The 10,235-nt window shown below is 42.3% G+C and carries 8 protein-coding genes; all 8 read right to left on the bottom strand.

From position 1 onward, the window contains the following. Positions 1 to 2,619, bottom strand: a 2,619-nt coding sequence (locus HMPREF2607_RS10500) for an accessory Sec-dependent serine-rich glycoprotein adhesin (RefSeq protein WP_186821385.1), incomplete at its 3' end; no start/stop codon positions are given. Between the two features lie 493 nt (positions 2,620 to 3,112). Next, the gene (locus HMPREF2607_RS04920; RefSeq protein WP_070476206.1) at positions 3,113 to 4,114 is read right to left on the bottom strand and encodes a sugar transferase; all 1,002 of its coding nucleotides are present in this window, start codon (positions 4,112 to 4,114) and stop codon (positions 3,113 to 3,115) included. Positions 4,115 to 4,149: 35 nt separating this feature from the next. Then, a complete protein-coding gene (locus tag HMPREF2607_RS04915; protein ID WP_070476202.1) occupies positions 4,150 to 4,374 on the bottom strand; it encodes an accessory Sec system protein Asp5 in 225 nt (74 codons plus the stop codon). Between the two features lie 4 nt (positions 4,375 to 4,378). Further along, complete coding sequence (gene asp4 / locus HMPREF2607_RS04910) at positions 4,379 to 4,558, bottom strand: accessory Sec system protein Asp4 (RefSeq protein WP_002883547.1); 180 nt, start codon at positions 4,556 to 4,558, stop codon at positions 4,379 to 4,381. Beyond that, complete coding sequence (gene gtfB, locus HMPREF2607_RS04905) at positions 4,551 to 5,903, bottom strand: accessory Sec system glycosylation chaperone GtfB (protein WP_070476199.1); 1,353 nt, start codon at positions 5,901 to 5,903, stop codon at positions 4,551 to 4,553. The genes asp4 and gtfB overlap by 8 nt, the downstream gene beginning before the upstream one ends. Continuing rightward, entirely contained in the window at positions 5,900 to 7,408 is a 1,509-nt protein-coding gene (gtfA, locus tag HMPREF2607_RS04900; RefSeq protein ID WP_070476196.1) for an accessory Sec system glycosyltransferase GtfA, read from the bottom strand. Before gtfA ends, gtfB begins: the two co-directional genes overlap by 4 nt. 12 nt (positions 7,409 to 7,420) lie before the next feature. Next, positions 7,421 to 9,796, bottom strand: coding sequence for an accessory Sec system translocase SecA2 (gene secA2 / locus HMPREF2607_RS04895; protein WP_064520704.1), 2,376 nt, complete (start codon positions 9,794 to 9,796; stop codon positions 7,421 to 7,423). After that, positions 9,789 to 10,235, bottom strand: coding sequence for an accessory Sec system protein Asp3 (gene asp3, locus HMPREF2607_RS04890; protein ID WP_048790133.1), 447 nt, complete (start codon positions 10,233 to 10,235; stop codon positions 9,789 to 9,791). Before asp3 ends, secA2 begins: the two co-directional genes overlap by 8 nt.

The raw sequence follows: 10,235 nt of genomic DNA, 5'->3' as shown, positions 1-10,235 counted from the left end.
TGAAGCTGATTCAGATGCTGATGTACTCAACGATTCTGATTGACTTGCTGATACTGAACCTGATTCAGACGTTGAAGCGCTTGTTGACTCAGATACTGATTTACTTGTTGATTCAACTTCTGATTGACTCAATGATTCAGAAGCTGATTGGTTTTCTGATCTAGATAGTGAATTAGATACTACTTCTGATTCAGATAATGATTGTGAGTTAGATTGCGATTGTGATTGTGAAGCTGACTCAGAATCAGTAAACTTACGGTAGTAGTGCACGGTATCACCAGATGGTTTTTCATTTGCATCTGGAATTGAGTATTGGACACCAAATCCACTTGTAGATTTCACTGGATTACCTAAAGCATCTGTTTTAATCTGACCTGTAGCTTGAATAATAGCATATTTCGTACGTCCACCGATAACATTTTGCGAGTTACCACCTGCAACAACATTAGCTGTACCCTTAGGTTCATCAGTAAACATATAATTTGCGTCGTTGTAATGACCAGCTGTATACCAACCTGTAATATATACTAAACCTTCATTTGGTTTATCTGGATTGTGCCATGGAGAAACAGACAATTGGTAGTCACCGTTCTTGCTTGAAACGAGACGTTTATCAGCATCCATATTTGTTGCTGCAGGAATATACTTCTCACCTGGTTTAATCACTGGAGTTGTGTATACAAGGGTGTAACCATTTGTATCTGTGTTGTTACCCATTGTCGCTTCATTGTAAGTTGAAACTGCTGAAGGATCCAATACATAAAGCTTCGTTACAGTTGAACCATCGTTGGCAACTACTTCACGAATACGTTTCACATAGTAATGTTGACGTGTACCCTTAAGTTCGGCAAATTTAGTACCTACAGTGTTACCTAGTTCACCAGACATAGTTGAAGAATCAGCCTGTTGATACAAAACATAACCATCAAATGTACGAGGATTTGATGCAGTATAGTTTTGACCTTGGATACCTGTTTGAGTATATGAAGCAAGTTCTGTTTCATTACCAGTTGGTTTGTAACTTTGAGTTGTTGTATCTGAAGATGAACGGTTTGCATCATAAGTTGAAGATGTAGTATCAACCACTTTATAGTGAGTTGTTTGATTCATCTTAGTTGATGGTACAGCAATTTCAACGTTCGGTTTCTTTTCACCTTGGTTGGCAGGTGTAAGGTAGTCATAGACTTGCTCTGTCTTGTAATCAAAACCACTAGGATTCAAATCTTCATTGTGCTTGATAATGATATCAACACTAGACGGAGTTCCATCAGTAGAAGCATTATAAACAAGGTATGGATAGTACTTCTGACTTGAAAGGTCACCAAGATTGATTTCTTTGCCAGCAACAGCATTACTTAATGTTGTATTCGCAACTTCACTACCAGTTGTTTTATCAACCAAACGAACAAATACATTTGGATTTGATGCACTATTTGTCTTGTCTACAGACAATGTAATGTAGTAGTTTTTGTTGTAAAGTTGGTTGTATGAAGAAAGATTCCAAATACCAAATGTCAAACGACCTGAAGCTGGATCAGCTGAGTATCCTGAAGGAATTGTAGTTGATCTGTCAGTAAGTGTAGCACCATTCGCATCATCCATGCTTGGAGTCGCACTAACACCAGATGAATTTGTGTTTGAAGTAGCGATAGCATCCAATTGTGCAGTAACTGCAGCAACGCCGTTAACTACTGAGTTACCTGTGAAGCCGTTGTCAGTGATCTTAGTCATCATGTTGTCAACAGCGTTACCAAGACGCTCACGTTGTTCTGCGTAAGCAGCGTTTGTAGCTGTTGCAGCAAGCAATGTTGTTGATTTAGCAACTTCTTCTTGAACTGTTGCGATAGCAGTTTGGATTTCAGCTTTAGCAGCTGTATCAGTCAACTTAGCTTGGTAATCTTTAGCGATACCTACAAGCAATTCTGCTTCTGAAACGTTTTGATCCAAGATAGTTTTTTCATCTTCTTGAGTAGCTGTTTCTGATGCAGTTGCAGCTGTTGAAGTTGCTGATTCTGAAGCTGAAGATGATTCTGAGTTTGAACCACTGTTGCTTTCAGTGTGTGATTGGCTTTCAGATGTTGAGTTCACTTTGCTAAGTGATACAGATTCTGAGATAGCTTGTGACAATTCTGCTGATACAGATTGTGATACTGAAACTGAAGCATCTGTGCTTGCTTGAGCGTCAACTGAAGAGCTTGTAGACTCTTGGCTTGTTGATGCTACCGCTGGAGCTTCTGAAGCTAATGTTTCAGATACTGGAGCAGCGCTCAATACAGCTGCATCAGAGTTTGCCAATACGTCATGGTTTGTAGTTGCTTGGCTTTCCATAGCTGGTGCAGTTGTTTCTTCGGCTTGAGCAGTGTAAGTTGCTACTGCACCACCTGCCACAGCACCTGCTGCTGCGATCCCTTTAAGAAGAGCTGTACCTGAAAGAAGAGAAGATTTTTCTTCTACATTTTGAACTGTTACTGACGGAGCGTCTGCGCCACCTTTAACAACTTTGAAAAGTCCAAAGTTAGATGTTGCAGCACGAAGCCAGTTTTTACCCGATTTGATAAGTTTGAAGCGAGTCACGCGATCTGTTTCGCGGAATTCTCCCTCGTTACGTCTAAAAAACATATTTACCTCCTAAAAAATATGAGTTATTTCCTAATCTGGAAATTACATTTTATAATATAACACAAGTTGACTAAAAATTGTTCTTTTTTGTCTCATTTTCTCTAAAAAATGTAAGGTTTTCGCAATTCTGAATTTTCTGTTTTTTAACACTAGTTGATCTTATTTTAGAAGTAAAACGGTTTAAATACTTGTTTTTACGCTATTTCCCTTAGGTTTTCTCATTTTTAAAGTCATCACTTTTTACTTTTAAATTTTTCTACAATTCGATTTGTAGTAAATTTTCGAACAATTACAATCAATTATTTAGGGCTGTTTTTTTACATTTACAAGTCGATTGTCAGGTGTTTTTTTAACATTAGTCCTAATTAGAGACAGGTCTTTCTTAACTCCTTAAGTCTAAAGTGAAAATGATTTGAGTGCTTTTCATAAAAGTCAAGATATATGCTCAGATTTGTAGCAAAAAAAGGATTACCTTTCGATAATCCTTTTTTTATTAGCTTAAGGCCATAATGGCATCGATGAAAAGTTTCTTTGTGAAGTAACCGTTACTGATGAGGTAGGCTGTGTGGCGAGCGTTAGCTACCATCTGTGCATACTGCTCCTCGGTACATTCTTGAACACAACGGTCTGCTTCTTCCAGACTTGAAACGACAAAGCCTAGTCCATGTTCCCTAATATAGTCCGCATTTGATAGGTAGTCAGGTACAACCACTGGGAGACCTGCAGCTAAGTAAGTCGAGAGTTTGTAAGAGATGTTCATCTTATAGTAATCAAGCTCATCTTCTGGTTTTTCTGAATTACCCCAGACCAGACCAAAGCCTCCCTTAGATAGCTCTAGCAAAAGCTCATGTTTATTACGCCAACCTTCGAGGTGGACTTTGGAATAATCCTTATCTTCTTGTTTCTCAGCGTAGACGTGGAGAGGTGTGGTTTGTTTCCAATCTAGGACGTGTGGGAAACGGGTTGGATTCCCAGCAAAAATCATCTTCTTCTGGAAACTAGGTTGGTGTAGGTCAAGACTGTGAGGTAAGTCCCAAAGTTTTTGGATGATAATCTTCTCAACTGTTAACCCTTCCTCAATCAAACGATCACGCATCTTTTCAGAAGGAACCACGACGACATCACAGAGATTGTACATGTCAATATAAGCAGACATGAGATAGTAGTTACTATCAAACATGAGAGGTGGAACGTCATGGATAAACATAACAGTCTTAGCATTAACAGCCTTGAATTTACGGAGTAATCGGCTATCCCACTCACTACCATTCCATGATGGAGACTGGAAGAAAACGATGTCTCCAACACTCAGTCCTGCTACAATCCCATCAAAGCGGGAATTAAGCTCTCCATCTGGCTCTTCGCTACTATCATAGAAATAAATTCCTAGTTCATTAGCACCGAGCTCTTTGGCAATTTTCATGGTATCATTTTGGGCAATCAAGGCCACACTACGTGAGGACTGGCCAAATAAATTTGTAAAATGTACGCGCATGACATACTTCTTTCTATTATATAGTAGGAAGTCCTCTACTTATAAGAAACAATCATAAAAATAAGTAAGAGGATAAAGAGGGCTATGCTGATAGCCAAGGTCAACATTTTTCGAATCGGTTGGCTAGCCCAATAACTTGGTTTACCGATATTACTCGTGGCATCCGTTGAAAAAATCTGCGTTTGACGCGGTTGGATGGTCACTAGGATGATAAGGGCAACCGAAAGAATCACTGCTAGAACCATAAATACTAACATCATAAGACTACCTCAACAAACCAATAAGGGTGAAGATCAAACCGATGATAATAACAAGTCCGAGCATGATTGAAAAGCTCTTGTTAATCTTCTCTCCTCTGGTTTCTTTTTCTTTTGTGATAGGCTTTTGCTTGAGTTCTTCCATACGGCCTTCAACGTCACCGTAGAATAAATCTTTTTTAGACATGATTTCCTCCTAAAAGTGATTGTAAGCGGTCGGCCAACTCAGAGGCAGTCAGGGTGTTGGCTTGAGCTTTTTGAGCTTGCATGGCTTCTTGCATGGCTTGATCATCGCCTAGGACCTGCTTAATCTTGGCAACCATAGCTGGATAGTTCTGACTGGCATAGATATGCTCTGGCGCTGTATAGACAGGTCCATGAGCTGTTTCTGAAAAGGCCAAAATCAACAATTGGTTTTCAAAGGCAGTTCGTGTCGCCTTATACAATTCATTATGATGGTTAATGTCCAAGTAGAGGTCAGACTCTTGATAGAGCTTGTCCAACTGCTTGTGACTAGCGTTTGGATGGAGCACAACGTTTGAATAACGCATCATTGAAAGCAATCTTGGTGACATCTCAGTGACTGCCGCAATCTGGAAGGTCACATCAGGGAGTGACTCAACCAAGGCTTCCAAACGCTCAATTTGGTCTGAATTGGTTGCGATAAAGGCATTACGAGGTTTGCCATGATTTTCCTTGAAGTCATAGGCATAGCCAAGAGACAAGATCTTATGATGTTTGTCCTCTGGCGCCAAGGTCAAAGCTTTTTCATAAGTTGCCTTATCAGGAATGATGATGGCATTGGCTCTGGCTGAATTATCCTCCAATATACCATTCATGTTACCTGGAAGGACATCACCCAGTGGCTCCTGCCAAACAAGGACATCAGTGGCACCTTTATTTTCCATAGTCCATGAGACGATGAAAGGTGTTGCCAAGCTATTAAAGATAATGTGGTCGATATCACCAAAGACCTGAGCTAGAAAGTCTTTAATAAATTCGGTACGGTTGGCGAAACGACGAAGGGCTTGTCCTGGTAAGGTCAAGAGAATATCGCCGGTGAGATGATTTTCCAAGATACATTCGTCGCCTTCTTTGGTTTGGTAGCTGGTAAAGACTGCCTGTCCATTCTCATCATGAGTGGTCTTGGCAAAGCAGAAACCGTACTTGTTGTAGTGGTCCACTTGGCGAATCTTACCTGACTTGTCCAACCATTCGACGCTTTTGACGATACGAGCCTTGCTACCTTCTGGGTAGGTGATGCGGGCACGTTCTTCGGTGAGGTTAGACACACGCGCCATCTGATTGTTCCCTGAAATTTCCCAAAAGGCTGGCACAGGGACTTGGTTGAAAAAGCGTGGTTTGCCTGTTTCCTCTGCTGCTTCCACATAGTAGGTGAAAGGAGAGAGAGCTCCTTGAGGGAGGAATCCATCTGGATTGATAACAACTGTTGTGGCATCGTAGCCTGCTGCCTGAAGAGAGTAAGCCAAATCCTTACTGGCTTGATTGTAGTAATCACATAAGAATATCATGAGCGTACCTCCTCAAGTAACTGTTTCCAAGCTGCCTTGACTTGGCTAGTCAAGAAGCCTTTGGCAAGGTCATAAGATTTTTGGCGCATAGCCTCGATATTGCCTTCTTCGTAGAGACGGACAATGGCATCCTTATAGGACTTGGTGATAACATCCACGACGTGATTTTCAGCGACGGGAAGGAGATAACCGTTGGCCCCATCCTGAATAAAGGTTTGATTCCCATAAGGAACGTCAAATCCAATCATCGGAAGACCTGAGCCAACCGCCTCCATAAGAGTAAGTCCAAAACCTTCGCTGGTTGAAGCTGTCAGATAGACTTCGTACTGGCTATAAATGTCAGTCAAGTCAGCGTGGCCCATGAGTCGGATATAGTCGCCAGCTTGTGCTTCAACAATAATCTCACGCAACTTGGCATCCATGCTACCACTACCGTAGATATCAAAAGTGATATCAGGCAGGGTCTTATGAACCTCAATCACCGCACGCACCAACCAGTCAATGTGTTTTTCCTGAGCCAAACGTGAGGCCGTAATCATTGAGAATGGCTTACGTGGCTTGTCTTGTCCAACCAATTCAGGCAAACTTCCAACCGGAATGGTGTAAATCTTTGGATTATGGTTGGTGTAGCGACGGAATTGTTCCTGTAAGATTTCCTTCTGACGATCAGTCGCCACGATAAAGAAATCAACCTTGTCCGCATTGGTAAATTGGTACTCGTAATAGTTATTCCAGAGAATGTAGTTGTCATCAGTTTGATTGACACTAAAATGCTCAGCGTGAACAACGACACCTAGGCGAGCAGCCTGTGCTTCTTCAAAGACCAACTGACCAATACCTGTTTCACGGTCCAAAATGACCACATCATCCTTGGTTAGGGCCAGACGTTTGAAGAAATAGCGAAGAAATTCTTGCTTACCATAGAGAACCTGATCAGGGAAACGATAGATATCCTGATTATTGTCTCCTACAATCATGTCATAGGCTGTAGACCCATCTTCGTTATAAAAACGACGTTGGTAAACCTTGGCTTGATTGTCCTTAGGCGCAGAATACTCACTGCAATAACGGGTGTAAGAGTAAAAGTCCTTGCGCAAGAGCTTGTCGTTGACAAAATAGCTCACGGTTTCCACAGCATCTTCGTCAACCGCACGAAGGTTACATGCCACCACCATATCATCTTGTGGATAATGGTAACGAATGAGGCGACCAGCAACTTCCTTGCGCTCAGGATTGGCAGGTAAGATGGCCTCGATTTCTGCTAGACTGATGGTCGATGGCGCAATCTTCACATCTGTAAAATAACTATAGAGCCAGATGATTTCGTCGTCTGAAAAACCAATCTTGCTAGTCATATGCTCGATATTATCTCCAAGGATGAGATCCATAAAGACAAATTTTGCCTCTTGTCCCATTTCCCTGAAAATCTTGGCACGGTAGGCCTGGGCATATTCGACACCACTGCTGGCCCAACCGATACCTAAATTAATGTTATATACTGTCATAATTTCCTTATTTTATGGGAAATGGCTGATGATATCTCCTTTTTTAGTGACTTGCACCTGACTGAGGAGAAGATTACGAACCATATCCTTTCTGATTTGACGTTTCATGGCTTCAAAGCCCTTGTAAGCCTCTTGGTAATATTCGACAATCGGGTTCTTTTGACTGAGTTGTTGGCTACCAATAGCCATTTGGAGTTGTTGTAGATAGTCTACCTGCTCCACCCAGTTGTCATCCACAGCCTTAAGCATAGATAGGCGTTGGAAATACTCGTTTAGTTCCTTGGTTTTCAACTCTTGCTTTTTAGCATCAAGTTCACGATAGGCAAACTGGTAGATGAGTTCCAAGACTTCCTCACGATTGTTGAGGTCCAAATCCTTAGGAATTTCATTGATGCGGAAGCTGATATTACGCAAGATAAAGTGGTAAAGATTTTCCGCTTTTGAGAAATCTTCCTCAGCCATAGCCTGGTCGATAAAGTCATCAAGAACCTCGTCGATAACAGTGTCCAAGCCTTGATTGTGATAGATGAGGCGGTCACGTTGCGCGTAGATCATCTCACGTTGGATGTTCATACTTTCTGCAAATTCAAGAGTCTGACGACGTGAGGTACGACCAGAACTTTCACTGGCTTCTTGGGCTTTTTCAACCAATTTACGATACTTACGGCCTGTCAATTCCTTAGGCTCGATGTGATCACTAATGGCGTATTCTTTGTAAGTACGGTGAACCCAAGATGGACCGTATTTCTTAATCACATCATCTTCAAGTGAGACGAAGAATTTAGACATACCAGGGTCACCCTGACGTCCAGAACGACCACGGATTTGCAGGTCAATACGCTGACTTTCCATACGTTCGGTACCGATAACGACCAAACCACCGAGTTCAGCCACACCCTTACCGAGCTTGATATCTGTTCCACGTCCAGCCATTGACGTCGCAACCGTCACGGCACCCATTTGTCCTGACTCAGCAATCATCTCAGCCTCACGTGGTGCATTGTTGGCATTTAGGAGGTTATGAGCAATTCCTTCACGCAAAAGCAAAGAAGAATAAAGCTCTGACATTTCCACCGAACCAACGAAAATCAAGATTGGATTGCCTTTTTCATGATAATGCTTAACATACTCCAAAGAGGCAAAGACCTTCTCTGGTAGGGTCGCATAAATCTTATCTGGGTAGTCGATACGTTGTTTCTTACGGTTGGTTGGGATTTGAATAACCTTCATACCATAAGTGTCGAGAAATTCTTTCTCCGCAACCTTACCCGTACCAGTCATCCCTGAAATTTTCTTGAATTTTTTAAAGAGACTTTGGTAGGTGATTGAAGCCATGGCTCTGGTTTCTTGTGACAAGGCCACTAATTCCTTGGCTTCGATGGCTTGGTGGAGTCCACCTTGGAGCTTGGTCAATTCCAAGAGACGACCTGTCGATTTATCAAGAAGGACCACTTCAGGCCCCTTCTTGCCATCACGAATGATGTAGTCCTTATCCTTTTTATAGAGCAAGTGGGCACGAAGTGAAAAGAGCAGGTGACGGGCAAAGGTACTGTTTTCCTCATCGTAGAGGTTTCCGATACCAAGGTAATTTTCAGCAGCCTTAGCCCCTTTAGTAGTCAACCAGACTTCCCCTTTTTCCTCTTTGAAGATATAGTCCTCACCCTCAACCAAGGTGGTCATAAGCGTATCCATCATCCCATAATAGTTAGACTGAACACGGGGCGCACCAGAGATAATCAAAGGCGTCTGTGCACTGTCAAGGAGGACAGAATCCACCTCATCGACGATAGCATAGTTAAAGGGACGCATGTATTTTCCGTCTTGGTTAGAAGCAAGGTTATCAATCAAATAGTCAAAGCCTAAGCTAGAATTGGTCGTGTAAACGATGTCTGATTGATAGATAGCACGCTTTTCTGCCGGTTCCATCTCATTGCTGCCTTCCACACAGGGAACACCAATCGTCAAACCTAGGAACTCGTAGACCTGCCCCATTTCCTCGGCGTCACGGATAGCCAAGTATTCATTTGTCGTAACAAGGATAGCCCCTTCACCTGACAAGGCATTAAGGTAGACTGGCATGGTAGCCGTCAAGGTCTTACCCTCACCGGTATTCATCTCGGCGATATGACCTTGGTGCATGACAATGCCTCCCATGACCTGAACATCATAAGGGAACATGCCTAACACGCGCTTATCCGCTTCACGAACAACCGCAAAGGCTTCAGGCAGGAGGTCGTCCAAGCTCTCTCCTTGAGCCAAACGCTCCTTAAATTCCTGCGTTTTATTTTTCAACTCAAGGTTGCTCAAACCAGCCATTTCATCGGCTAGACCATTAATTTCCTTGAGTATCTCCTTAACAGGGAGAATAGGATTCAGTTGTTTAAACATGTTCTTCTCCTGTTTCTTCCAGTTTTAAGTTGTAAAAATCTAGCTCTTTGACCCCAGCACTCAAGAGGGAAATACGGTAGGTATAGGCCTCGTGAGGGTATACGAAGGTCATGTGGGTACTTTTTTCAATGAGCTGTTTGATTTCATTGTCATAACGGTCCAAAAAGCTGACTTTCAAAAAGACTGAGCCTGTTGGGACAGCTTCGAGATTGGCCGTCAAGTCATAGCTGTGCCCCTTTTTCAAAAGTGGGAGAGCAGGCTGAGTACGACCAGCTTGATAGTTTTGGATGGCCACCCAAGACTGGATTTCGGTTCCTGATGGCACCAAAGGATTGTAAAATTGCACAGAACCATCTTGGCGCTTAACAATTTTTGAGCCATACATGTAGGCTTTGTGGTTTAAGCCCCACAAGATTTCTGATTTCTTGTTTCTGAACAT

The sequence above is a fragment of the Streptococcus sp. HMSC078H03 genome (assembly GCF_001808655.1).
GTDB lineage: Bacteria > Bacillota > Bacilli > Lactobacillales > Streptococcaceae > Streptococcus > Streptococcus salivarius_G.
The sequence above is the reverse complement of the archived record's forward strand: the minus strand, read 5'-3'. Positions and strand labels throughout refer to the sequence as shown.

What these genes read in the sequence shown, in the direction of transcription:
- gtfB (WP_070476199.1), bottom strand. Translation starts at nt 5,903, where the DNA reads ATGATATTCTTATGTGATTACTACAATCAAGCCAGTAAGGATTTGGCT.
- asp4 (WP_002883547.1), bottom strand. Translation starts at nt 4,558, where the DNA reads ATGTCTAAAAAAGATTTATTCTACGGTGACGTTGAAGGCCGTATGGAA.
- HMPREF2607_RS04920 (WP_070476206.1), bottom strand. Translation starts at nt 4,114, where the DNA reads ATGCGCGTACATTTTACAAATTTATTTGGCCAGTCCTCACGTAGTGTG.
- secA2 (WP_064520704.1), bottom strand. Translation starts at nt 9,796, where the DNA reads ATGTTTAAACAACTGAATCCTATTCTCCCTGTTAAGGAGATACTCAAG.
- HMPREF2607_RS04915 (WP_070476202.1), bottom strand. Translation starts at nt 4,374, where the DNA reads ATGATGTTAGTATTTATGGTTCTAGCAGTGATTCTTTCGGTTGCCCTT.
- gtfA (WP_070476196.1), bottom strand. Translation starts at nt 7,408, where the DNA reads ATGACAGTATATAACATTAATTTAGGTATCGGTTGGGCCAGCAGTGGT.
- asp3 (WP_048790133.1), bottom strand. Translation starts at nt 10,235, where the DNA reads ATGTTCAGAAACAAGAAATCAGAAATCTTGTGGGGCTTAAACCACAAA.